This window comes from Enhygromyxa salina, from assembly GCF_002994615.1.
Classification (GTDB): Bacteria; Myxococcota_A; Polyangia; order Nannocystales; family Nannocystaceae; genus Plesiocystis; species Plesiocystis salina_A.
This window is the reverse complement of record NZ_PVNK01000047.1, coordinates 1-23,285: the sequence shown is the minus strand read 5'-3', so window position 1 is coordinate 23,285 and position 23,285 is coordinate 1. Positions and strand designations below refer to the sequence as shown.

The window sequence follows — 23,285 nt, the reverse complement described above, 5'->3', positions numbered from 1 at the left end:
ATGATCCCGACCACGGACGTCCTCGTTAGCAATGCGACCGCGCTGGCGGTGACGCTGGCCCTGACCTTCGTCGTCAGCTTCGTTAGCAGGCGCGTGATCGGCCGCGTGCTCGTCCCGATCCTGCGGCGCTTCGACGTGCGCGAGGGCCAGTCCCAGCAGCGCGGGGCCTGGGCCTCGCGGCTGATCTTGTTCCTGACCCTGCTCGTGTCCCTGGGCCTGGTGTCCGGCGCCGCGCTCCTGACCTGGTACGAGGTCGACGCGTCGGCGCTGTTGCAGGACTGGGTCAACGAGGCGCTGCTGCGCGATCCCGTCGCCGTCGCGTGGCTCGTGGCCAAGGTCCTGCTCGCGCTCGTGGGCGCGCTGGTGCTCTACCGGATCCTGCGCCTGGCGATCCCCGCGGCGATCGCGAGCCTCGCCGAGCTCGAGCTGCTCGCGCCTCGCCGCGCGCAGCTCGACCGCTTGCTCGAGCGCGCCCAGGCCACCTTGCGATGGGGGTTGGGCCTGGGCGCGATCCTGGTCGTGGTCTACCTCATGACCGAGGCCTCGATCATCCGCGGGCCGCTCGCCGCCGTGACCTACGTCGTCGTTGGGATCTCGCTCGCGCGCAGCATCGTCGTTGGCGCGCACCTCGTCGTCGACGTGTTGTTCGAGCTCTCGGAGTCGCTCGAGGATCGTCGGACCCCGCTGCGTTTCGTCGGTCGCCTGAGCCGGCTGACGACCGTGACCAAGCGCGTGGTCGAGTACTTCGTCTACGTCGGCACCGCGACGGTCGTGATCAACGAGGTGACGCCCGAGACCGCGCTCGCGGAGCTCGGGCCGGCCGTGATCCGCGTGATTGCGATCATGTACGTCGCCCGCGTGATCATCGAGATCTGCGGCGTCGCGGTCAACGAGTGGCTCGCGGCCTCGCCCGACGCGAGCGAGGCCGAGCAGCAGCAGCGCCAGACCCTGGGCCCGATCACGATCAGCCTGATCCGCTACGCGATCTACATCATGGCGATCTCGATGGCGCTGGGGGAGCTCGGCCTCGACGCCTCGCCGATCCTCGCCGCCGCCGGGCTCATGGGCATCGCCGTCGGGCTCGGCGCGCAGACGATCGTCGGCGACCTGGTCTCGGGCTTCTTCATCCTGTTCGAGGGCATGTTCTTGGTCGGCCACCGCGTGCGCGTTGGCGACGTGCTCGGCGAGGTCGAGGACATCGGCGTGCGCGTGACCAAGGTTCGCGACGAGTATGGGATCTTGCACGCGATCCCCAACGGTGAGATTCGCGCGGTTGCGAGCCACTCGCAGCGCTATGTAAACGCGGTCGTCGAGCTCGGCGTGCCCTACGAGGAGGACCTTCCTCGCGTGTTGCGCGTGCTCGACGACCACCTCCGCGAGATCCGGGCGCGCTACCCCGACATCATCGGCGACAGCGATCTGAGCGTCGAAGAGCTGCGCGAGACCTGCGTGTGGCTCGAGATCCTGACCCCGGTCAAGCCCGGCCGCGACGAGGAGATGGGCGAGGCCATGCGCCTGGAGGTCGTGAACGCCCTGGCCGCGGCCAAGATCTTGCCACCGCGCGCACGTCACGTGGTTGAGCTCGAAGGCCAGCGAGAGCCCGCGCTGCCCGGCTCGTGAGCGCGACCGCCCTGACCTCGGAGCGCGCGCGAGCCAGACTCTGTTAGAGTGCGGCATGACTTGGCGTCTACTGTCGGTGAGCACGGGTGTGGCTGCGCTTTGCGCTGTGTGTTTGACCCCCGCGAGCGCGAGCGCGATCGGGCCCGAGGAGCAGTCGGACTTCTCGCCCACCTACGAGGAGCAGCTGCTCGGCTTCGAAGACGCGGCGGTCGACACCGGGTGGGTCCCGGCCAACTCACCGGTCCAGCTGCGCCTGTTCGCCGACGCGGCCAACTCGGTCATGATCGATCTCCCGGGCATCGCGTACTACGACTGGCAGACCGAGGAGCTCCGCTTCGAGGGCGATCCGATGGCCGGGTTCTTCGAGTACGACGTCGGGCTCGACCTCGTCGCCAGCGTCAAGGTCGACGTCTCGCTCGCGCAGTGGGAGTCGGACCTGCTCGGGCCCTACGACTGGGGCATCCAGGCCGTGGAGATGTTCACGCCCTACTTGCTCGAGGGCAACCCCGATCGGCCGGTCACGATCACCGACAAGAGCGGCGCCCTCGACCTGGTCTCGATCCCGCTCGTGCCCGACATCGTGATCTTGTCGGGCAACCTCGACATCGCGCTCTTCGTCGACATCGAGGCCTCGCTCGAGTGCAACCGCATCGAGGTCCTTGGCACCGACGGTGAGATCAGCTCGTTCACGATCGAGGGCGAGTCGCAGTGGATCGACCCCGGCGAGGGGCCCGAAGACCTCGTGCTGCCGGCCACGGCCTTTTGCCAGCTGCGGACGATGCCGACCTTGATCATCTATCCGCATCTGGCCGTGTCCGTGCTGTTCGACGACTACGACGTCGGGGGAATCGAGATCCCCGTGGATCTGCCCGTGGTCGACGAAGAGATCGCGTTCGAGACGATCGATCTGAGCTTCCCCTATTGGGAGGAGCCCGAGCCCGAGCCCGGCGACGGCGACGGCGATCCGGCGGGCGACGAGGGCGGTGACACCGGCGACGATGACGGCGGCCTCGACGAGACCGGCGGCGAGACCGGGACCGGCGGCGACGACCTCGGTCAGCTTGAAGATGGGGGCTGCAACTGCGCGACCGAGACCGCGCCCGGGCGGGGGCTCGGGTGGTCGGCGCTCGGGCTGTTGGCGCTCGTGGGCTTGCGGCGGCGGCGAGCGGGCTCCAACTGAGCGCGCAGACGAGGGCGCCGGGCCCGGTGCCCTCTCACCGTCAACGCTGCCGAGGGGCGGGGGCGGTGCCGGAGCTCCCCACTGCCGCGGTAGCCATTCACCAGCTCACGCTCAGCGACACCCACGGCCCGGCGTCGGTCTCGCTGCTGCGAAAGGTGAGCCCGTCGCCGCCGGTCGGTATCAGCGCAATGCCATAGTTCGGCTGCCCGCGCCACGAGGGCAGCAGCGCGGTCAGATCGAGGCTCGTGTCATCGATGTTTGGGTCGAAGCTCGTCAGCACATTCGGGTTCAGGCTCGGCGCGTTCGACCAATTGAGCTCGGCCTCAGACCACTCCATGATGATCTGGTGGATGTCGGCCGGGTCGCCGACGTTTGTACAGCTCAGGTGCAGGCTCGCGCTCTCGACGAACGCGTCCGGGGGCAGGTCGGCGATGCCTGGCAAGGCGATGTAGGCTTGCTGATCGCCGTCGCCGATCTCGACCTCGAGGACCTCGGCGTCGCCGAATAGGGTCATCGGGTGAAACGAGTCGGCGTAGCTGTCGGTCTCGACTGGGAAGACGAGGTCGCCCGAGCACAGGCCCTCGGTGCAGTCGAGCAGCTGACCCGCGAGCTCGCAGCTGCGCTCGCAGGAGCCACAGGTCAGGGGGTCGCTGACGTCGGCCTCGCACCCGGGGTCACCGTCGCAGTCGAGGGTCCCGGGTGGGCAATCGCCATCGCCATCGCCATCGCCATCGCCATCGCCATCGCCATCGCCATCGCCATCGCCATCGCCGTCGCCGTCGCCGGTCTCGGAGTCGGTGGTCGAGTCGCTCGTCTTGAGCGCGGTGGTGTCCGTGTCGCCCTCCTCCGACCCCGCGTCTTCCACGAACTTGGGGTTGGGGGCGATGAGGCACGCTCCAGTCGAGAGCGCGATTCCGATACTGGACACCTGCCGCCACGTCATGCCCCTGGGAGCGTAGCGGGATGCGCGTGATGTGCGTGCGCAAAACTGCAGGCAGGCTCGCGGGTGCGGGCGCGCGCGGGTTGTACACAGACGGGACGACGCCTGCGGGCCGATGGGGGTAGCCTGGGACATGCCCGATCCATCCTCCCCGCGGCCGTCCGCGTCGCTGCGTGTGGCCAGGGGCGCTGCGCTCGCGTGCTCCTTGGGTCTCGGCCTGCTCGTCGTCGTCAACGCCCAGTTTGGCTGCGACTCGCCGACGGCGACCCCACCCGAGAAGGAGGCGCCCGCGCTCGCACCCGACTCGAAGCCCGCCGCCGCCGCCGCCAGCGAGCTGACCCCGCCCGCGGCGGTCAACGCAGCGCCCGCGCCTGCGGAAGCCGACCCCGAGCAGCCGACAGCCAAGGCCGCCGCCAAGGTGGACGCGAAGCCCGAGCGCGAGATGCCCGTGCTGATGCCCGCGAGCAAGTCGGGCGGTGACTTCGGCGCGATGCGCTTCCCCGGTGAGCAGGCCCCCACCCAACAGCAAAACCCGGCCCCCCAAGCCCAGAAATGATCGACTCGCTCACTTCCGCGTCGATCGCCCTGATCTGGCTGATCGCCATCTTCGTGCCGCTCGAGTGGGCGCGGCCGATGTGGCCAAAGCAACGCCGCCTGCGTCGCGGCGTGGCCACGGATCTGGCCTTCTTCGCCGGCCAGCACCTCTTGTTTGCCGGGCTCGTGGTCTGGCTGTTCGCCTCGGCGATCGAGCTGCTGCCCGAGCTGAGCGCGCTCGAGGGGCTTCGCGCCGAGTTTCGTGGTCAGCCGCTGGCCCTGCAAGCGGTCGAGGCGATCGTGCTCGGTGACCTGGCGATGTACTGGGGCCACCGCCTTCAGCACCGCTCGGCCTTTTTGTGGCGCTTCCACGCCGTCCACCACACGGCCGAGCAGCTCGACTTCCTCGCCGCGCACCGCGAGCACCCGATCGACGGGCTCTACACCCAGTTTTTCATGAACCTGCCGGCCCTGATCCTGGGCTTCTCACTCGAGGGCATGCTCGGCCTCGTCGCCTTCCGCGGGCTGTGGGCGACCTTCATCCACTCCAACGCGCGCGTTCGCCTGGGCCCGCTGGCGGTGCTGTTTGGCTCGCCCGAGTTTCACCACATTCATCACCTGCGCCAGCGCGACGTCGGCAACTACGCGAACCTGGCCCCGTGGATCGACCATCTGTTCGGGACCCATCGGACCCGCGCCGAGCCGGCGACGGAGCTCGGTCTCGACAGGCCCGCGCCGCAGACCTACCTCGGGCTCCTGGCCTATCCCTTTCGTGGGCTCAGCCCCTTTCGTGGGCTCAGCCCCTTTCAATGGTTCAGGAAGTCGCGGCGCTCCGGCTCGCCGGGCTCGGGGCAAAGTGGCCACGCAGGGCCGCCACGCAGGGCCCGATGACCGACTCGACGCCCCGGCGCCGGACCTCTTCGCGGAGCGTGTCGTCGAGCACACCGTGGCGGCGCAGGCTCAGGGGCACGCCGTCGCTGAGGGTCTGCGCGTTGACAGCGGCACAGACCGCGTCGAGGCGCGCCACCGCGAAGGCCCGCAGCTGCGCGTCGCCGCGATCGAGGATCCACCGAAGCGCGCGCCAGCCGAGCTCGGCGTGACGGAGCTCGTCGCTTGCGATCTGCTCGAGCGCGGCGGCGACGGCCGGATCGCTGGCCTGGGCGGCGGCCTCGCGGGCCTCGAGCGCGGCCAGGGTCTCGCCGATGCAGGCCTCGAGCACCAGGCCCTCGACGATCTCGCGGGGCGCGTGTCCGGCCTCGAGTGAGCCGTCGATGTCGAGCAGGCCGGGGCCGACGGGCGCGCCCGCGTAGGCCGAGGCGAGGCCGAAGGCGACCCGGGCGTGGCGAAGCTCGTCCGCGGCCGCCCGCTGGGTGTCGAGCAAGAGCCGCGGCGGCGCGCCGAGCCGCATCAGCTGAAGACCGAAGCGCGCGAACGAGGCGACCGAGGCGTGCTCGAACTGTGCGACCTGGGTCCAGTGCTGCGCGAGCTGCCGACGCGTGTGAGCGTCGACGGGCGCGACCCGGACCGGGAGCTCCCAGTCCGCGCGCGCGAGCGTGGGCGCGACGCGTGCCTCGCCCTCGATGAAGAAGGGCCGCCCGCAGTCGCCGTCGCACCACTCGGGGGCCTCACAGGTGTAGCCCTCGTCGCCCCCCGCGGTGCAGTGGAACATGACGTTGCCGCCCTCGGGCCAGTTGGGGTCACACAGATCCTCGCCGCAGTCGCTGTTGACGTGGCACTCGGCGTCCGGGGCCGCGCACGCGAGCTCGTGGAAGTTGTCGCAGATGCCCTGAAACTCGCTCAGCCCGCAGTGGCCCTCGCCGCAGTCGTCGGTGATCGTGCACCCCGCCGGGATGCACTGGGCCGCGTCGCCGATCACTCCGGCGCAGGCGCAGGCGTAGCCCTGTTCGCAGTCGGCATCGCTGGCGCAGCCGTAGCGGCACTGGCATCCGCCCCAGGGGTCGTCGGTGCAGCTGCCGTAGGCTTTCTCGTTGCAGTCCGCGGCGGTCTCGCAGCCGCCGCCGATTCCGTCCGCACAAAAGGGTGTGTCGGGGCCCGTGGGCGCGACGCACTCGACCGCCTCGGTCCGGTGGATGAAGCCGCCCTCGCACTCGACGAAGCCGCTCGGGGTGTCGGTCCCGGCCTGCAGGATCGGCGTCGGGTTCTCGCAGGTGAAGGGGTCCGGGTCCGGGCCGGTGTCGCCGTCACCGTCGCCCGAGTCGCCGTCACCGTCGCCCGAGTCGCCGTCACCGTCACCCGTGGTCGACGTGCCGGCCTCGGCGGTCCCCTCGGTTTCAGCGCTGTCGTCGGTCCCCGTGTCCCCCTCGTCCGAGCCGCCCGTGCGGCCGACGCAGGCGAGCTCGAGGCCGAGGGCGGCCAGAATTGTCAAGGTTGCACCGTCGAGTTTGGTCTTCATGGCAAGTCTTCTGCGCGTCCGAGGTGAGGGTGCCACGAGTCACCGTGATCGATCACGCAGAATCGAGCCGCGCTTGCTCAGCAGCCTCCGGGCGAACACGACCCCGGCGAAGAGGTCCGTCACCCGGGTGACGGCGGTCCAAATTCGGATGAAGACCCGTGCTGCGCGAAGGCCGCTCCGGTGAGCGCCTTGCTGTCTCACCCGCCCAAACCCGCTCAACCCGGCGACAGGTGCCGCGAGCTCGCGCTCAACTCGAGCCAACACCTCGGCCTGTGTCGTGCTTGGTCACCGGACCATGACGGCGATTTGATCCGGAGCGGTCACCTCCAATGTGGTGATCCGACACGAGGTATGGCGCCCTACCCTCGGGGCGGAGCGGGTCCGGCTCTCCTCATCTGGAGTTGCGACTATGTACATATCAATCGGACTGGGTATAATTTAGCTTGACTCGTGGGGGCCGCCTGTTAGTGTCCCGCCAATGGAGACACGGGATATAGGTGGCCTCAAAGCCACGTTGCAGAGCACCGGGGGCAGCGGATTCGAGGGGACCCTCGAGTTGGTGGCTCTCACCCTCGAGGGGTTCGACATTGTGCGTATCTCGTCGGCCCAAGACCCCAACGTGGGTGCTTCAATATCCTGGGACGACGACGACTTGAGCGGTAGTATCACCGGGAAGGTCAGCGCCCTCGCTGGCATCTTCTCCAAGGAGTTTTACGCCCAGGTCAGCTCGACCGGATTCGACATCCCCCTGCCTCTCAGCCCCCTCGACAAGAAAGACGGTGACGGTGGTGGCGATGGCGGCGGCGGCGGAGGCGGAGGCGGGGGCGGTGAAGATGAGGGCGGAGGCAGCAGCGGCGTCGACGTCAGCGGCCGGATCCGTCTCGACGGCGACAAGCTCAGCGTGACGATCAACGTCGATGTCGGGCTCCCTGTCGAGTATATGGGCGTATCGCTGACGCCGGTGTGCTCCTTCGAGGAGGTCACGACCTTCACCCTCGCCAACCCCAGCGTGACGAAGAAGTTCAGCGTCTCCCTCGAGGTCTTCGGGATCGCAATCTCGATCGGCCCGATCGATAGCCCGCTGTCGGTCCCCCCAAGCGCCGACGGCATCAAGTCGCTGCTCTCGTCCTGCGACGAGCTGCTCTCGGCCATTTATTCGGCGATCGCCGCCTACCTCCTGGCCTGGGCCGGCGAGCTCGTGGACATGGGCTCGACGGTCGCCAACTACGTCGCAGACTTCGGCGGACAGATCGTCGACACAATCGAGGAGCTCATCTTTGGAGGTGGAAGTGGTGGGCCGCCGCCGCCCTTCCTCGTCAACGCCTGCACCTGCAAGGGGCGCCTCGATCCGCTCATGTTTCAGTGGGGCCAGGCGATCAGCACCAGCGACGGCGACCAGGCCTTCAACTTCGCCGAGCCCTTCGGCGGGCCGTGCTGGACCGCGCAGGTCAGCGCCGCGCGCCCCAACGTGCGCTCCTCGCTGTCGGTCGGCGCTCGGGCAGCGCAAAATTTCGTGCTCAACCGCGACAACGCGATCGACTATCACATCCCCATGCACTGGGTCGCCCTGGGTCCGGCGCCGGGGTCCTCGGGCGCGAGCGCCGGCTATCACGACGTTGGCGACGTCCGCATCCAGTGGGGACAGGGCGTCAGCACCAGCGATGGTGATCAGAGCTTCGCGCTGCCTGGCGGCTTTGGCAGCGGCCCCGTCTCGGTCGTGGTCAACACCGACGAGGCCGGGATCCGCAGCGCCCTCGCGCTCGCCTCGATCAACGCCGCGCAGGGGAGCTTCGTGCTCAACCGCGACAACGACGTCGACGGCGCCATCGACTTCACCTTCTTGGCGATCGGGCCGGCGCCGGGCAAGACCCTCAGCGAGGGCCTGCTGCGCGCCAACAACCTGGTCTTGCAGTGGGGCGAGGCAAACTCCACGAGCGACGGCGAGGAGCTCTTTGAGCTCCCGACCCGCTTTGCCTCGATGAACTTCAGCGTGGTCAGCTCCTTCGTCAAGGCCAACGTCAAGAGCTCGCTGTCGATCAGCCGGGCGATTCACGAGGGCTGCTTCATCGTCAACCGCGACGGCGCCATCGATGGTGCCGTGCCCTTTACGTGGATCGCCGTCGGTTGGTGATCAAAACCGGAGATTCGACATGACCAGCACCCGATTCACATTCACGCTCGGCAGCGGCGGCCTCCACTATAATGGCTTTCGCAGCTCCGCGATCGTCGGCGACCTCATGCTTCAGTGGGGCCAAGACGACAGCACCAGCGACGGCGACCAGAGCTTCGCCTATCACCGTTCCTTTGCGAGCCGCTGCTACGCGATGCTGACGACCTGCTCGCGGAGCAACGTACGCAGCGCGATGCCGGTCACCGCCCGCGGCGTCAGCAGCTTCACCCTCAACCGCGACGGGGCCATCGACGGCCACTACCCCTTCTACTGGCTGGCGATCGGCGACGCGCCAGGCTCGGCCTCCACGGATCCGCGGCGCGCGAGCTTTGGCGACCATGAGCTCCAGTGGGGGGACGCGGTCAGCACCAGCGACGGTGATCAGGACTTCAGCATCCCCGCGGCGGTCGGCGGCGGGCCCTCGGCCGCGCTCGTGACCGTGACCGAGGCCAACGTCCGCTCGGCGCTGTCGATCACCAGCTTCGACGGTCCAGGGCGCGAGCTGACCCTCAACCGTCACAACGACGTCAACGGCTCGATTGACTTCAACTATGTCATCGCTGGCGCCCGCGCTGGCAACCAGAGCACCGGCGTCATCTCGCTCGGCGATGTCCAGCTTCAATGGGGGCAGGCGATCAGCAGCTCGGACCACGAAGAGCTGTTCTCGTTTCCGCAGCCCTTCCGCGACATGGACTTCGCCGTGTTTACGACCCTCGCCGTGGGCAACCACAAGCAGATGCTCTCGGTCACGCGGCCGGTGAACTCGCGCAGCTTCATCGTCGATCGCGACGGCTCGATCGACGGCGCGCGCGCGTTCTACTGGCTGGCGATCGGTCGCTGAGCAAAGCTGGCGGGGCGCTCGAGCCTCGCCATCACGTTGAAGATCGGGGCGCCGTCCCGGCCCCGAGCACGACCTTTGCAGCATCTTCATGCGGAACGCCCGACGCAGGGCCCGCGGTGAGTAGACGTGCGGGTTGTCCGAGGGGACCATGACCTCGACGGCGGGGCCGTGACCCCGGCTCGCGTGCGGGGTCCGGTTGCGCATGCAGATCGTCTCGGGCAAGAAGCCGTAGGCGTAGGCGATGCTCGCCATGCACTCACCGGGGGCGACGGTGTGTTGCTTGCTCATGCTCGCTCCCACGCTTCCTCATCGAGCTCGGGGAACACGACCGTGCACGCGCCGGCCGCCGTGATCCCCTCGATGCGCACGATCCCGAGCGAGTTGGTGGTTCGGCGCACGAGCTTGCCGTTGGGCAAGGTGATCTCGCAGACCACGCCGGCCACCGCCTCGTCGTCCTCACCGATGAACGCGAGCTCGAAGTAGTGCGCCTGCTCGTCGAACATCTGGTTGGGCGCGAAGGGCTGGGGCCGCGCTGGCGGCTCGACCTGGGCGATGACCATCGGGGACACACGCGGGGGCGGGCTCGCGAGCTCGTAGCAGCGCAGCTGGTCGCTCGCGGCCTCGAGCCGATGGGCCGCGCGATCGCGGCGATGATGACGGTTGAGCTCGGATCGCTGCCGGTCGAGGGCCTCGAGCACCGCCCGCAGGCGCGGCGAGCTGCGATGTTGGATCAGCAGCGAGCGCAGCTCTCGATCGCTGAGTCGCCGGCCGCCGCGATCGGGCGCCCGGCGGCCGTCACAGAACAGGTACTCGACTCCTCCGAGCCGTGTTCGGTGGCCGCTCACGGCGGGAGCTTCTCATGAGGGCTGGGGCGTGCGACACGAAAATTCGACCCTCGTCAGTGAGCGTGCGCGGAGCTCCGGCATCGAGGTGGGGGGCCCTCAGGCTCGACGATGTGGGGACCTGGCTCAGCTCAGCTGCAGCTCGCGGTGATACGCGACGTCTCCGAACCTGGTCACGAACTCCACGCGCACGAGATCGGCCTGGGGATCGAAGGTGATCAGGGGCAGGTGCGGGAGCTGGGAACGCCAGGGGAACTGAGCCTCGGGGAGCTCGTCGGCGAGGGGGTTGGTGTTGCCGGAGGTCACGCAGATCTCCCACATCGACTCGCCGGGGGTGAGGGGCTCGAGCTCGACCTGGCCGAGGTAGCACATGTGGACGTCGCCGGTGAGCCACAAGATGTTGCGCAGATCGTGGGCGTCGACGAGGGCCTGGAGCTCGGCGCGCTGGGTGGCGTAGCCCTCCCAGCGGTCTTCGGGGCTGACCAGCACGTCGATGAGCGGCAGATCATCGGGCAGGTTCAGGCGCGAGAAGGGGACCGAATTGACCACACACTTGAAGCGGCAGGGGCTGTTCTCGAGGCGGTCGAGCAAGAAGGCGAACTGCTCGTCGCTGAGGTAGACGCCGGTCTCGGGCGCCTGCCGCTCGGACCGGCAGTCGAGCACGATGAATTCGACGGTGTCTCCCCAGCGAAAGCTGCGCCACAGCGGCTCGCGTTCGGGGTCGCTCGCGGCGATCGGCATGACCGTGTAGTAGGCCTGCCTGCCGTTGGCGATGCGCTCGCGCTCGATGGGATCGGCGGTCCACGGATCGACCGAGCCGTTGTTGGTGACCTCGTGATCGTCCCAGGTGCAGTAGAGCCCGGTCTTGGGGTAGACGACCCGGTAGCCGCCGCCGTGGTAGGCGCCCCAGGCCGCGAGGTACTGCTCGAGGCTGCCGCCGGCGTCGTAGACCTTGTCCATGTAGCCCTGGTCGCCGAGGTGAATGAACAGATCGTAGTCGTGCTCGGCGGCCTGCAGCATCGTGTCCCAGGGCTCGACGGGCTGGGGGTCGGCGGGGTCGACGTACTCGGGGATGACGCCCCGCCCGATGCACGCACCAATCGCGACGCGCACGGGCTCGAGCGAGCCCTCGGCCAGGGCGGTCCGCACCCGGCACAGCAGGCTCCGGGCGACAAAGCCGGCCTCGGCGTCGCCAGCGAACAGGCCGTAGTCGTACCACTCGCCCGGGCGCAGGCCCTCGACCGCGAGCTTGAAGAAGCCGCGGGGGTCGGGCATGACCTGCTCCTCGAACGCGAGGAACACCTCGCCCTCGACCTCGCTCGGCTGCCACACGCGGACCGTGACCGCCTCTGCCGTGGCGACGTAGCCGGCGAGCCAGAAGCTCGTGGGCTTCATCTCACCCGAGATTGGCGTGCGCGGGAACAGCTCGACGGACTCGGGCAGGGCTTCGGGCTCGAAGGCGATCGCCTCGCCCGGATCCTCGACCAGATCTGGAAGTGGCCCGCCGGTCGAGTCGCCGCTCGAGTCGTCGGTCGAGCCGTCGGCGTCGGCCATGGCCGAGCCCTCGTCGGCGCAGCCCGTGGTCAAGCTGAGCACGGCACCGGCGGCGACGCCGAAGAACTCGCGTCGGGGGAGGAGCGGGGCGGACTCGGCCTCGGGCTTGTCAGCCGGAGAGGCCGGAGAGGAGGGGGGCGGAGGCTTCGGCATGGGCCGGGCAACTGTAGCGGAGCTCGCCGCCGCAGGTGCGCCCACTTCTTGGGGGCCGATCAGCTCTGCGGTCCGCCGCGGTCTTTCTTGGGTCCGCGGCCGCGGGGCTTGAACGGTCGCTTGCCGCCGTCACGTCCGCGGAACCCACCCGGGCCCCCGTGCTTGCGCGGGCCCCCACGCCGGGCCCCACGGTCGATCCGCTCGGGCATGTGATCGGCGCGCTCGATGATCTGATCGGGCGAGCGCGGGTCCTTCTTCGCCGCCCGATGAAAGAAGGCCTCGGCCACGCTGACCTCGACCTCGAAGGCGCTGTCGCGCTCGCCGATCCGGATCGCCCCGACCTGCTTGCCCGCGATCTCACCGCGGCGGCACACGGCAGCCAGCAAGCGCGCGGGCGTGGCACCGTGGTGGCGGCCGTAGGAGATCCGAAACGGCGTGAAGTGCATGTTCTTGTCCCGCGGCTCCTTCGACTTGCCGTGCTTCGGACCCCCGCGGACGGCCGCGTTGTAGGGCATCGGCTCGCGCGGGAGCTTGGGCCGGGCGAGCTCGACGAGGCGCGCGACCAGGGTCGCGGGGTCGTACTGCTCGAGCAGCCCGGCCGCGTACTCGAGCATCGCCTCGGGCGGCGCCTCCTCGATCAGCATGGCCTCGTGGAGGCGCTTGCGGGCCCGCTTCTTGAGCGCCTTGTGGATCCGATCGGGCCCGGGCAGCTGGCTCCACGACGGCTCGATCTTGGCCTGCTGAAACACCCGCTGCAGCCGTCGCTCGGCGTGGGGCGACGCGAGCAAGATGCTGCGGCCCTTTTGCCCCGCGCGACCGGTGCGACCGCTGCGGTGGGTGTAGGTCTCGGCGTCGAAGGGCAGGTCGATGTGCACGACCGTGGCGATGTCGGCGACGTCGATCCCGCGGGCGGCGACGTCGGTCGCGACCAGGATCCGGACCACGTCGCTACGAAAGGCGGTGAGCGTGCGCGTGCGCTGGCCCTGGGCGAGGTCGCCGCTGAAGGGCAGGGCCGAGAAGCCGTCGGCGGCGAGGCGCTCGGCCAGCTCGGTGGTCTCGATCCGGCGCTTGACGAACACCAGGCAGCGCGCGCTGTCGGTCAGCAGCAGCAAGTTGACGAGGGCGGCGTAGCGATCGCGCTCACGGACGAGGTAGGCGGTGTGCTCGATGTCCGCGTTGGCCTCGCCGAGGCGCGTGCCCTCGATGTGGAGGGCGTTGGGCTGGTAGCGGTCGGCGAAGCGACGCACGGCCTTGGGGAAGGTGGCCGAGACCAGGTGCGAGCGGCGCTGCTCGGGCAGGGCCTCGGTGATCGCGTCGAGCTCGTCCTTGAAGCCCATGTCGAGCATGTGGTCGGCCTCGTCGAGGACCACGTGGGCGAGGGCGTCGACGCGCAGGGCCCCGGCGCGGATGTGATCGAGGATCCGGCCGGGCGTGCCCACGACGATCATCGGCCCGCGGCGCAGGGCCTGGCGCTCGCGCCCGATGTCGGTCCCGCCGGTCACGACGCAGGTCCGCAGACCCCGGAGGTTGGCGAACAGCCACGCGAGCTCGGACTGGACCTGCGCGGCGAGCTCGCGGGTCGGCGCGATCATCAGCACGCTCGGCTTGCGCGGCTCTCGCTGCTTGCCGTGGTCTCCGTCCTCGGCGAGGGCCTCGATCAGCGCGGGCGCGAGCGCGAGCCCGATCCCAACGGTCTTGCCCGAGCCGGTCTGCGAGGAGATCCGGAGGTTGGTGTTGCGGGTCTGGGCGTCGAGGACCGCGCGCTGCACGGGCGTGAGCCCGTCGAAGCCCTGCGCGCGCATGGCCTCGACCAGCGGCGCGGGCACGCCCGCGAAGGGATCGTCGGCGGGCTCCTGGGGCTCCTGGGCCTCTTGGGGCTCCTGGGCCTGAGGCTCCTGGGGCTCCTGGGCCTCTTGGGGCTCCTGGGCCTCTTGGGGCTCCTGGGCCTCTTGGGGCTCTCGAGGCTCCTGCTCCTGAGGCTCCTGGGGCTCCAGATTCTGAGGCTCCTGGGCCTCCTGGGCCTCCTGCTCCTGGGGCTCCAGCTCCTGGGGCTCCGGCTTCTGGGGCTCCAGCTTCTGAGGCTCCTGGGGCTCGGGCGCCGCGGGGGGTTCGGGGCGCAGCGCCGAGTCCGGTTCAGATACCATTCGCGGGCGAATAGCCCCACCTGGGCCCAGACGCAAAGATCCGGCGCCCGAGCGAGTCGGCGCCGCGGTCCCCCGTGGAAGGGCCAACTCGGGGATTTCGGCCCGCCAGGTGGTCGTAGCGAGAAATCGACCGGTGACGATCGCGCAGCGACCGGTCGTACCCTCACGCTGCACCGCGCGGTGGGCCGGAGTCAGCGAGGTGGCGCCGCACCTGCAGCGGCGAGCCGGGCCTCGACCTGCTCGAACAGCGCTCGGGCCCCACGAGCGACCACGGGGGCGGCGCGCTTGGCCCACGCGTGGACCAGGGGCTCCCGGCCGAAGGGCACCGCCAGCCGCGGGCGGCTCGCCAAGATCTGGACCAGGCGATCGGCGACGAAGGCCGGCTCGGTGTAGCCCTCGGGCACGGGCGCGTTCGCGAGGCGCTGCATCATTTGGCGCCAGCGCGCCGACCCCTGGGCGGCGTCGAGGCCGTGAAAGCGCAGGAGCACGTCGACGTGGGGCGCCTCCTCGATCGCGGCCCGGTAGTCGCGGGTGACCCCGGACTGGGTCACGAGGTGGCCATCGAGGAGCAGCTCGACGCCGACGTGACCGATCGCCATGGCTGGCCCGCTGTCGAGGCCGTCGCGCTCGAGCTCCTCGCGGGCGTCCTCCATCATCTCGACGAAGAGCGGCGCGCCGTGGAACGCGTCGTCGCAGGTGTGATGAAACGCGACCCCGCGCTCGAGCGGCGCGTCGCCGGTCACCGACTCGAGCCGGAGCCCGGCCATGCTCACGAAGTCCGGCAGCATCGAGCCGAGGATCCAGCGTGGGTCCTCGGAGCGGCGGGTGGCGACGACGGCGTGGGAGAAAAAATTCATGCTTCGCTCAGCTCAGGGTCCAGCCTTCGGCGTCGCCGCGCAGGCGCAAGAGCGCGCCGAGGGGCAGCTCGAGCTCGAGCTCGGCAAAGGGAAGGCCCAGGAGTCGGGCGGCGGTCGCCCGGATCACGCCCTTGTGCACGACCGCGAGGATCCGCGTGGCCCCGGCCGAGAAGCGGGCCTCGATGCTCGGGCCGACGCTGGCCTGGACCCGCGCGATGAAGGCCTCGCGGGCCTCGCCGTCGGGAAAGCGAAACCCGGGCGCCGCCTCGGTCCAGCGCGCGTGGCCCTCGGGATCGCGGGCTTTGACCTCGGCCCAGGTCCAGCCCTCCCAGGCGCCAAAGTCGATCTCGCGGAAGGCCTCGACGATCTCGATCTCGATCTTCGGGTGCTCGATCGCCGCGAGCACGAGCTCGGCCGAGCGGTGGGCGCGACGCAGCGGGCTGGTGAACACCGCGTCGAAGCGCTGGCCCGCGAGCGCGCGCCCGGCCGCGCGGACCTGCGCCTCACCCTCGGGCGCGAGCGCGACATCGGTCGCGCCGTAGAGGCGAATCGAGGATTGCCCGACGGTCTCACCGTGACGGACGAGGACAAGCTCTCGCACGGCCGCACGATACCCCGGCCTCAGCCTGGGCGCGATGCTTCGGCCCCGGTACCCGCGCGGCGACGATCCCTCCGGGTCCACCAAAAGGCGAGCGACAACCCCGCGATGATGTGCCAGATGCCCCACCACGCGGCGATCATCGCCATCCCGCCGAGGCCCGCGAAGAACTCGAAGATCAGGATCAGACCCAGGCCCGAGTTTTGGATCCCGACCTCGATCGACACGGCGCGCTGGTCACCTTCGTCGAGCCCCGACAGCCGCGCACCCCAAAAGCCCAGCGCCAGCGCGAGCGCGTTCATGATGAACACCGGCCCGAACACCTTGGGCAGGTAGGGCACGAACACGTGGCTGTTGGCCTTGACCGCGAGCACGATGAAGGTGACGAAGAAGATGACCGAGAGCCACTTGAAGGGCGGGTGGACGCGCTTGGCGAGGTTCGGATAGCGCGTGGCCAGGAACACGCCGACGACGATCGGGATGCCGAGCATCAGCATCACGGCGCGGAGCATGTCGAGGGGGTCGAGGGCGACCTCGGTCAGGATCGCCGAGGTGTCGGCGCTGAGCGAGCCCCACAGGCCGATGTTGAGCGGGGTCATCACGACCGAGGCCGTGGTCGAGACCGCGGTCATGCCGATCGAGGTCGTGGTCCGGCCGCCGCCGAGGTGGGTGATGAAGTTCGACACGTTGCCGCCCGGGCAGGCCGCGACCAGGATCATGCCGAGGGCCATGCTCGGGGAGATCATGCCGACGCCGAGCAGCACGCGGCTCAGGGCCCAGGTCAGGCCGGGCAGGACGATGAACTGAGCGACGAGGCCGATGCCCGGGGGCTTGGGGTTCTTGACCAGCTCCTTGAAGTCGTCGACGCGGAGATCGAGGGCGACTCCGAACATGACGAAGCCGAGGACGATCTCGAGGATGAACAGGTTGTGCTCGTCGAACGCGAGCTTGATGGCGTCGAGGTCGGACATCGGGGGCGGGACAGGGAGTTTACCCTGAATTGCGTCGGATCAGGCGGCCCGATGCTGCGGAAGCATCGGAGGTCGAGCGTGTCGAGGCTCAGGCGGTGAGCGCTTCGGGGATGGCCTCGAACTCCGCACCTCACGACTCCGCTGGCCGCGGTCGTGAGGTGCGGAGCGTGCCGAGGGGCTCGAGCCCGTGGTGCGGCGCCCTAGCAGCCCGGGGTGCAATGCCTCGCGCCGCCTCGCTTGGCCTTTTCGCCGAGGGCTTTGTCGCCAAAACTTGCAGTACGCCCGGTACAGCGGCGTTTTGGCTTCGCGCCCTCGGCGAAAATTCCGGCGCGAGGCGACACGATGCATTGCACCCCGGGCTGCTAGTCGTCGAGGTGGGTTTGTCGGGGGGGACCTCGCAGGGATTAAAACATGCACATGTTCACGCTCTGACCAGGATGACAATGACTCGAATGGTGTGGCCAATTCCAACTGCCTGAATAATAGAAGTGTCGTAATGCCATGGTATGGTGTCATGCTCGGAGTCAATCGGTTGTCCGCTGACTCCCGGGCAGTTCGAGGCGCTCGCGGACGAGATCGCCACATTAGCCGCCCGCGTCGATGTCGCCGAGCACGCCCTCCTGACTCGCCTGCGGCTGTTTGGCAGCTGCGAGGCTTGGGGGCCGCTCGGGTTCCTGTCTTGCGCCACGAACAAATGGGTTATGGGCGCCCTCTTCACCGGAAAAAAGATCGGTGGTCGGCGTCCACCCGCGCGCTAGCTTTGCCCCATGCTCGCAGCAACAATCGCCCTGTTTCTGGCGTCGCTGCCGCCCCCACCGCCGCCTGGCACGCCTCCGACCGTGACCGGTGCCGAGTACATCACCGACGAGGATCACACTGTGCGGTGGGCGTCTGTCACGTACGAACTCCCAAGCGGAGAAATCGCGGAGGCCGTGATGTCGGTCGACCTGCAGACGGCCAGCGGCGAAGCGTGGGTCTCTGTAGACGGCGAGCTGATCGCCGACGCGACCCTCGCCGCCGACGCCCCGGGGGTCGAGACGTGGAGCACGACAGAGCATCCGCTGGCACCGGCGGTGCTCGACGGCCTTCAGGCAAGTGGCGCGGCCGATCTGATGTTCGACCAGTTCCTCGGTGGCCCGATGGAGTTCCCCTGCTCGAAGTGGGGCAAGGCGGTGCTACGCGCGGGGAAGTACATCTGGGTGGGCGCAGTCGCAGCGACCGCGGCGGTCTGCTGTGGCGCGGTCGCGTCCTGTCCCGCGTGCATGACTGCGGGTGCCGTGACATCCCTGGCGGGCACGGAGGCCCTCGATGGCTACTGCGACTGACCGGCGGGAGCGCTATGGCCTGATGCTCGGCTGGGCTCTCGCGCTGTTCGGCGCCCTCGCGTGGTGGGGCCCGCCCCCGTGGGTCGGCGGGGCTGTGGGTTGGGTGGCGACCTGGCTCCTGATCGCGGTCCTCGAGGCCTTTGAGCGGCGAAAGCAGAGACGGCATCCGTCGTCCAAATAACGCAAGTACTGCCAGCGCCCGCGGCGTCCGCCGAGCTCTCCCCCCAATCCCCCACTCACACAGCTGGTGGGGGGCGCTGAGCGCCAGGCCCAGGCGGCATCCGCCACCTCGAGCACAAGCTGTGTTCGTGAGCCTGGGTCAACCGGCGAGCACGCGCAGCGAGCGAGCCCCGGCCGAGTGCGGCAGCCGCTTGTAGTTCGCGGGATACCCGGCCTTGGCGACGGCGTCGTCGATGATCGAGCAGCACACGTCCTCGACGAAGTAGTTGCCATAGCGGGTGAGCCGGATTGACGAGTCATCGATCTCGATGCACCCGCAGTCGCTCAGATGGTTCAACAGCTCCGGGAACGCCTCGCTCGGCGTCTCCCCGAAGCGCGCGGAGAATTCGCCGACGTCAACTCCCCGCTTCAACTGCAAGCGCAAGAAGAGCGAGCGATACATTTGCTCGGTCTGGTTAATTCGCATGACCCGAGCGACGGGGGGAATCCCTTTGCTCACCAGCTGCGAGTAGATACCCAGATCTTCATGGGTGTCGTAGCACATCGACTTGGTGTACGAGCGCGAGCGCGAGCCCAAGCCGATGAAGGGCGTCTCGTGCAGCCAGTGGTAGCGGAACGGGAAGAAGCGCTCTTCCTCGAAGCAGCCGTTGTGCTGGTAGCCCCGGGCCTCCATCCACTCTGCGGTCTCGAGCACCATCTGAAACAGGTCGTCGTCCGAGACCATCAAGTCGGGGTCACGCTTGAAGATCGCAACCGCGAGGGGGTTGACGATCTCGTGGCGCATGTACTCGATCGAGTCGGGGGCCATGTCGGACAGGATGTCGAGATCCTCGCGCACGTTGGCGAGGGTCTGCCCGGGTAGGCCGAGCATCATGTCGACGTTGATCGACACCCCGGCCGCCTTGGCCCGCTCGACGACCTCGGCGACCTGGGCCTGGTGGCTCTTGCGGTCGATGTAGTGGAGGACCCGCGGGTCGAAGCTCTGGCTGCCGACGCTGATCCGATGGATGCCGAGCTCGCCGAGCTCGGCGAGTCGGTTGTTCTTGACCAGGCCCTCGGGGTGCGCCTCGCAGGTGATGTTGTGGTCGTCGCAAAAGGTCGCGTAGCTGCGGACCTTGTCGAGGATGCGCTCGAGCGCGGCGTTCGAGTAGATCGTCGGGGTGCCGCCGCCGAAGAAGATGCAGCGCAGTTTGCGACCCTCGAACAGCCCGGCCTCGCCGTTGATGTCGATCTCTCGCAGCAAGCTCTCGAGGTAGTCCCGCTGCTGGCGGCCGTTGGTCTTGCGCGGGGCCGTGTTGCAGAAGGTGCACTCGAGGTGGCAAAAGGGCAGGTGGATGTAGAGCATGTACTCTTGCTCTCGAGCCACGCTGGCCTCGATCTCGCGCAGGAGCTCGTCGCCTCGCCTCGGGCTGGCCATCTCGAATTTCTGCGAGATGGAGAAGTCGGGGAAACTCTTGGTGTAGCGCGACAGCCCGTAGAAGAGCTTTGTACGGATGGTTTCGAGCTGGCCCGGCATGTCGGGCCAGTGTACATGAACGGCGTCGTGGTCGGAGCGCGGCGCTCAGGCGCAGGCGACCGCGGTCTTCCAGGCCGCGCGCAGATCCGCGAGCGCGACCGGATCCGCGTTGGGTACGAACTGGCGATCTTGGGTCCAGGCGTCTGCGACCGCGGTGCTCGAGTCCCACAGCCCGACCCCGAGGCCCGCGAGGAAGGTGGCTCCGAGGGCGGTCGACTCGAGGATCGTCGGTCGCGCGAGGGTGACCCCGAGGAGATCGCTTTGGATCTGCATGAGCAGGTTGTTCGCCGCCGCTCCGCCGTCGACGCGCAGGCCCGCGAGCGGCGCACCGAGGTCCTCGGCCATGGCCTCGAGCAGGTCGGTGACCTCGAGCGCGATGCCCTCGAGCGCGGCGCGGGCGAGGTGGGCCCGGTTGGTCCCCCGGCTCAGGCCGCGGATCAGCCCGCGCGCCTCGGGCCGCCAGTGCGGCGCGCCGAGGCCCGCGTGGGCCGGGACCATGATCACGCCGCCGGCATCGTTGACGCTGCGCGCGAGCTCCTCGACCTCGCTCGAGCTCTTGAAGAACTCGAGCCCGTCGCGCAGCCACTGGACCACGGCGCCGGCCATGAACGCGCTGCCCTCGAGGCAGTAGGTGGTCTGATCGCCGATCTGCCAGCCGACGGTGGTCAGGAGGCCGTGCTCGGACCGGACGATCTCGGACCCGGTGTTGAGCATCACGAAGGCCCCGGTGCCGTAGGTGCACTTGGCCTGACCGCGCTCGAAGCAGGCCTGGCCGAACAGCGCGGATTGCTGATCCCCGGCGATCCCGTGGATCGGGATCCCGTCGGGCAGGCCCGGGACGCCCTTGGTCAGGCCGAAGTTGGCGGTGCAGGGGCGAACCTCGGGCAGCACGGTCGGGGGCACACGCAGGAGCTCGCACAGCTCGTGATCCCAGCCGGCCTGCCCCTCGGCCCCGGCCTTGCCAGCGAGGGGCCACAGCAGCGTGCGCGAGGCGTTGCTCGGCTCGGTCGCGTGGACGGCCCCGCCGGTCATGCGCCAGACCAGGTAGGTGTCGATCGTCCCGGCCGCGAGCTCGCCCCGCTCGGCGGCCGCGCGCGCGCCCTCGACCTCGTCGAGGGTCCAGGCGAGCTTGGTCGCGGAGAAGTAGGGATCGAGGACCAGCCCGGTGCGCTGCTTGACCAGCGCCTCGTGGCCGGCCTCGCGCAGGGCCTTGCAGGTGTCGGCCGTGCGCCGGTCCTGCCACACGAGCGCGCGATGGATCGGCTTGCCGTCGCTGCGCCGCCACAGCAAGCTGGTCTCGCGCTGGTTGGTGATCCCGACCGCGGCGATCCGCGACGTGTCGACGCTCGCGCGCCCGAGCGCCTCGATGATCGCGTCGCCGACCGAGGTCCAGATGTCGTGGGGGTCGTGCTCGACCCAGCCGGGCTTGGGAAAGTACTGGGTGAACTCGCGGTTGGCCCGGGCGAGCACGGCGAGCTGGCGATCCAGGATCAGCGCGGTGCTGCCGGTCGTGCCCTGGTCGATGGCGAGGATCAGATCTCGGTCTGACATCGCCGCGACTATATACCGCGGAGCTGCGCGGCGAGGAATTCGCGCACCTGCTCCCAGGCGTCGGCGGCCGCGTCTTGGTCGTACTTGGCGTTCGAGGGGTTGGCGAAGGCATGGACGGCGTCGTAGCGGTGCAGCTCGATCGACTTGCCAGCCGCCTCGAGGGCCTTGACGAACTCGTCGACGGTCTCGGGCGGGATCGCCTGATCCTCGTTGGCGAACACGCCGAGCAAGCTGGCGTTGATGCCCGCGAGCTGCTCGGGGTCGGTGACCGGGTGGCCGTAGTAGATGACCGCGGCGTCGAGATCCGTGGTTGCGATCGCGTCGCGCAGGGACCAGCCGCCGCCGAAGCACCAGCCGATCACGCCCTGCTTGTCGGCCGAGACCCGCGGATCGCTGGCGAGGAACTCGTGCGCCGCGCTGAGCACCGCCTGGGCCTGGGCCGGGTCGACGCTCTTCATCAGGGTCATCGCGCCGTCGGGATCGCTGGCGACCTCGCCGCCGTAGAGGTCGACGGCCAGCGCCGCGTAGCCGTCTTCGGCCAGGCGGTCGGTCCAGTGGCGGATGTGATCGTTGAGGCCCCACCACTCGTGGATGACGACGACCGCGGGCACCGGCGCGCTCGCGCCCTCGGGCAGCGAGAGGTAGGCCTCGGTCCCCGCGAGCTCGATCGTCTCGCCGTGCAGCGGGGGCGCCTCGTCGGCGTTGAGCTCGTGCAGCGCCTTGAAGCTGTCCTCGTCGAGGATCCCCGTCGCGCTCGGCTCGCCCGCGGAGGCCCCGGGCTCGACCTCGTCGTCCCCAGCTGGCGGCGTGGCGGTGGTCGACGAGGGGGCGGGCTCGGTCGCGCAGGCGAGGGTCGTGAGCAGGGCGAGCGAAGCGAGGATTCCGGGGCGCATCGCTGTGACGCTACCAAATCCCCTTGCTCGAGTCTCGCCGTCGTAGACTCGGGAGCCATGGACGCCCCGCGCTACGATCCCGACTCGACCATGCTCGACGCGCGCACCCGATACTTCGAGCTCAACGGCTTCGGGCCTGACGGCGGCTACTCCGCGGCGTGGGTCCAGGTCGAGATCGGCTCGATCCCGCTGCGCATTCCCAATACCGCGAGCCGCGTGCGGGCGGTTCGCTACCACGATCTCCATCACATCGTGACCGGCTACGCGACCGACATGAAGGGGGAGTCGGAGATCTCGGCGTGGGAGCTGGCCTCGAATTGCCGCGATTTCTATGCGGCGTGGGTCCTCAACGGGGCCGCCTTCGCCTACGGGCTGCTGGTCTGCCCACGCCGCGTTCGCGCGGCCTTCATTCGGGGCTGCCACACGCGCAACCTTTATGACCGCGACTTTAATGACGCGCTGCTCGGGCGGACGGTCGCAAAGCTGCGCGCCGAGCTGGCGCTCGATGACGACACCCTCGAAGCTCCGCGGCCGGCCACGACGCGCGATCGCCTGGTCTTTGCGGTCGCCGCGATGCTCGTGCTCGGGGTGCCAATCGGGCTGCTGGCGGCCGTTGTTGCCGGCTTGATCGCCTGGTTGTGCTGATCTGCGAGCGCCGTGCTGGGGGGGGCGCAGGTGGCGGCGTCGGCTCAAGGATCCGGAGGGAGTGTGAACATTTACGTGGTCTTGGGCAGAAATGTGCGTGATTTTGGGCTCCGCTGAGATTGCACGCAGTCTTTGTGGTTTGTGTCTAAGACCCGGTGCTACTGCACGATTCATGAAGCGCATCGTGTTTGGTCTCGCCCCCCTGAGTCTCGCAGTCGTATCTCTGACCGTGGCCTGCTCCGACGACGCACCTCCGGAGACGACGGCGGCCGACACGGGGGACACCGCTGGCGATGGCGACGGTGACGGCGAAGATGGTGACAGCGACCCGGATGATGGGGATGGGGATGGGGATGGG

The 23,285-nt window shown here is 69.1% G+C and carries 19 protein-coding genes; 8 read left to right on the top strand and 11 right to left on the bottom strand.

Annotated features, from left to right (window positions below):
- Both ENSA5_RS04710 and ENSA5_RS04705 read left to right on the top strand, forming a co-directional pair.
- A complete protein-coding gene (locus tag ENSA5_RS04710) occupies positions 1 to 1,620 on the top strand; it encodes a mechanosensitive ion channel family protein (RefSeq protein WP_106390348.1) in 1,620 nt (539 codons plus the stop codon).
- A gap of 112 nt (positions 1,621 to 1,732) precedes the next feature.
- Positions 1,733 to 2,800, top strand: coding sequence for an MYXO-CTERM sorting domain-containing protein (locus ENSA5_RS04705; RefSeq protein ID WP_106390347.1), 1,068 nt, complete (start codon positions 1,733 to 1,735; stop codon positions 2,798 to 2,800).
- A gap of 97 nt (positions 2,801 to 2,897) precedes the next feature.
- Here the strand turns inward: ENSA5_RS04705 and ENSA5_RS35580 are convergent, their stop codons facing one another.
- A complete protein-coding gene (locus ENSA5_RS35580; RefSeq protein ID WP_146155328.1) occupies positions 2,898 to 3,728 on the bottom strand; it encodes a DNRLRE domain-containing protein in 831 nt (276 codons plus the stop codon).
- A gap of 145 nt (positions 3,729 to 3,873) precedes the next feature.
- Here ENSA5_RS35580 and ENSA5_RS04695 point away from each other — a divergent pair, with 145 nt between their 5' ends.
- Together ENSA5_RS04695 and ENSA5_RS04690 are read left to right on the top strand one after the other, a co-directional pair.
- Positions 3,874 to 4,296, top strand: a complete 423-nt coding sequence (locus ENSA5_RS04695) for a hypothetical protein (protein WP_146155327.1) — start codon at positions 3,874 to 3,876, stop codon at positions 4,294 to 4,296.
- A complete protein-coding gene (locus tag ENSA5_RS04690; RefSeq protein WP_106390345.1) occupies positions 4,293 to 5,165 on the top strand; it encodes a sterol desaturase family protein in 873 nt (290 codons plus the stop codon). Before ENSA5_RS04695 ends, ENSA5_RS04690 begins: the two co-directional genes overlap by 4 nt.
- Here the strand turns inward: ENSA5_RS04690 and ENSA5_RS04685 are convergent.
- Entirely contained in the window at positions 5,089 to 6,687 is a 1,599-nt protein-coding gene (locus tag ENSA5_RS04685; protein WP_106390344.1) for a ferritin-like domain-containing protein, read from the bottom strand. The genes ENSA5_RS04690 and ENSA5_RS04685 overlap by 77 nt on opposite strands.
- Positions 6,688 to 7,339: 652 nt before the next feature.
- Between ENSA5_RS04685 and ENSA5_RS04680 the strand changes: the two genes are divergently transcribed.
- A complete protein-coding gene (locus ENSA5_RS04680; protein WP_146155326.1) occupies positions 7,340 to 8,818 on the top strand; it encodes a hypothetical protein in 1,479 nt (492 codons plus the stop codon).
- A gap of 19 nt (positions 8,819 to 8,837) precedes the next feature.
- Entirely contained in the window at positions 8,838 to 9,698 is an 861-nt protein-coding gene (locus ENSA5_RS04675; RefSeq protein ID WP_106390342.1) for a gp53-like domain-containing protein, read from the top strand.
- Positions 9,699 to 9,982: 284 nt separating this feature from the next.
- Here ENSA5_RS04675 and ENSA5_RS04670 read toward each other — a convergent pair whose 3' ends face one another.
- The 6 genes from ENSA5_RS04670 to ENSA5_RS04630 form a co-directional block, all read right to left on the bottom strand.
- Positions 9,983 to 10,543 carry a hypothetical protein gene (locus ENSA5_RS04670; protein ID WP_106390341.1) on the bottom strand — a complete coding sequence of 187 codons (561 nt, stop codon included), beginning with the start codon at positions 10,541 to 10,543 and terminating at the stop codon, positions 9,983 to 9,985.
- A gap of 123 nt (positions 10,544 to 10,666) precedes the next feature.
- Positions 10,667 to 12,247 carry an alkaline phosphatase D family protein gene (locus ENSA5_RS04665; RefSeq protein WP_106390340.1) on the bottom strand — a complete coding sequence of 527 codons (1,581 nt, stop codon included), beginning with the start codon at positions 12,245 to 12,247 and terminating at the stop codon, positions 10,667 to 10,669.
- Positions 12,248 to 12,306: 59 nt separating this feature from the next.
- Entirely contained in the window at positions 12,307 to 14,391 is a 2,085-nt protein-coding gene (locus tag ENSA5_RS37015; RefSeq protein ID WP_181197369.1) for a DEAD/DEAH box helicase, read from the bottom strand.
- A gap of 191 nt (positions 14,392 to 14,582) precedes the next feature.
- Positions 14,583 to 15,248, bottom strand: coding sequence for a hypothetical protein (locus ENSA5_RS04640; RefSeq protein ID WP_106390339.1), 666 nt, complete (start codon positions 15,246 to 15,248; stop codon positions 14,583 to 14,585).
- A 7-nt stretch (positions 15,249 to 15,255) separates the two neighbouring features.
- Positions 15,256 to 15,849 carry a histidine phosphatase family protein gene (locus ENSA5_RS04635; protein WP_181197368.1) on the bottom strand — a complete coding sequence of 198 codons (594 nt, stop codon included), beginning with the start codon at positions 15,847 to 15,849 and terminating at the stop codon, positions 15,256 to 15,258.
- Between the two features lie 20 nt (positions 15,850 to 15,869).
- Positions 15,870 to 16,817: a bile acid:sodium symporter family protein gene (locus tag ENSA5_RS04630; protein WP_106390337.1), complete on the bottom strand. Its 948-nt coding sequence runs from the start codon at positions 16,815 to 16,817 to the stop codon at positions 15,870 to 15,872.
- A gap of 767 nt (positions 16,818 to 17,584) precedes the next feature.
- Here ENSA5_RS04630 and ENSA5_RS04625 point away from each other — a divergent pair.
- A complete protein-coding gene (locus ENSA5_RS04625; protein ID WP_146155325.1) occupies positions 17,585 to 18,142 on the top strand; it encodes a hypothetical protein in 558 nt (185 codons plus the stop codon).
- Positions 18,143 to 18,461: 319 nt separating this feature from the next.
- On the opposite strand, the gene ENSA5_RS04620 is transcribed toward ENSA5_RS04625, so the two are convergent.
- Genes ENSA5_RS04620 through ENSA5_RS04610 form a run of 3 tightly spaced genes read right to left on the bottom strand, consistent with a single transcriptional unit; the run spans position 18,462 to position 22,282 of the window.
- Positions 18,462 to 19,838, bottom strand: coding sequence for a coproporphyrinogen-III oxidase family protein (locus ENSA5_RS04620; protein WP_106390335.1), 1,377 nt, complete (start codon positions 19,836 to 19,838; stop codon positions 18,462 to 18,464).
- A 45-nt stretch (positions 19,839 to 19,883) separates the two neighbouring features.
- Positions 19,884 to 21,389 carry a glycerol kinase GlpK gene (gene glpK, locus ENSA5_RS04615; RefSeq protein WP_106390334.1) on the bottom strand — a complete coding sequence of 502 codons (1,506 nt, stop codon included), beginning with the start codon at positions 21,387 to 21,389 and terminating at the stop codon, positions 19,884 to 19,886.
- An 8-nt stretch (positions 21,390 to 21,397) separates the two neighbouring features.
- On the bottom strand, positions 21,398 to 22,282 hold the full coding sequence (locus ENSA5_RS04610) for a dienelactone hydrolase family protein (RefSeq protein WP_106390333.1): 885 nt from the start codon (positions 22,280 to 22,282) through the stop codon (positions 21,398 to 21,400).
- Positions 22,283 to 22,339: 57 nt separating this feature from the next.
- On the opposite strand from ENSA5_RS04610, the gene ENSA5_RS04605 reads away from it, so the two are divergent.
- Positions 22,340 to 22,927 (top strand): hypothetical protein, encoded by a 588-nt coding sequence (locus ENSA5_RS04605; RefSeq protein ID WP_106390332.1) that lies wholly within the window; start codon positions 22,340 to 22,342, stop codon positions 22,925 to 22,927.
- Positions 22,928 to 23,285: the final 358 nt, after the last annotated feature.